Annotated in this window: 1 protein-coding gene; it reads left to right on the forward strand. The window is 40.1% G+C overall.

What is annotated here, in order from left to right; translation table 11 throughout:
* Positions 1 to 137: 137 nt before the first annotated feature.
* Positions 138 to 566 carry an IS200/IS605 family transposase gene (gene tnpA / locus DWX00_RS19430; protein WP_055226077.1) on the forward strand — a complete coding sequence of 143 codons (429 nt, stop codon included), beginning with the start codon at positions 138 to 140 and terminating at the stop codon, positions 564 to 566.
* The last annotated feature ends 105 nt before the right edge of the window (positions 567 to 671 follow it).

The following is a 671-nucleotide window of genomic DNA, read 5'->3' on the forward strand; positions in this document are numbered from 1 at the left end:
AATGAAAAGTCTAATCCCCCAGCTATGCTGGGGAGAATAGAGTAGTCGGAAGTGGTGAGGATAACAAAATAAAGCCTCCTGTGATAGAATGAGAATGGTGTCGCAAGCCAAACTCAAAATCAAAGGAGGCGGTCCAAATGGACAATAAAAGTTTATCACATACTCGTTGGAAATGCCAGTATCACATTGTGTTTATTCCTAAATACCGAAAGAAGGTATTGTATGGGAGAATACGCAGAGATGTCCGAGAGATAATAGCAACTTTATGCCAGTATAAAAATGTAGAGATAATTGCAGGAGCGGTATGTATAGATCATGTACATTTAAGCGTAGCAATTCCACCAAAACTCAGAGTATCAGATTTTATGGGGTATCTGAAAGGAAAAAGCACATTAATGATTTATGACAGGCATCCTGAGTTGCAAAGTAAATGGGATAAAGCGTTTTGGGCTAGAGGATATTATGTTGAAACGATTGGCAATATAACAGATGAAGCAGTTCAAAAGTATATAAAAGAGCAAGCAGAAGAATCGAGACGAGAAGATTCGAGTAGTACCGCTTTATAGCGGGCCAGCAAAAGTGCTTGCGATACCGCCCTTTGGGGCGAATAGTAACAATAGCCCTTTGGAGGGCTAATAATAAACCACCAGTTGAACTGGTGGTTGCTAACT

The sequence above is a fragment of the Blautia sp. AF17-9LB genome (genome assembly GCF_003479185.1).
Lineage (GTDB): Bacteria > Bacillota > Clostridia > Lachnospirales > Lachnospiraceae > Fusicatenibacter > Fusicatenibacter saccharivorans.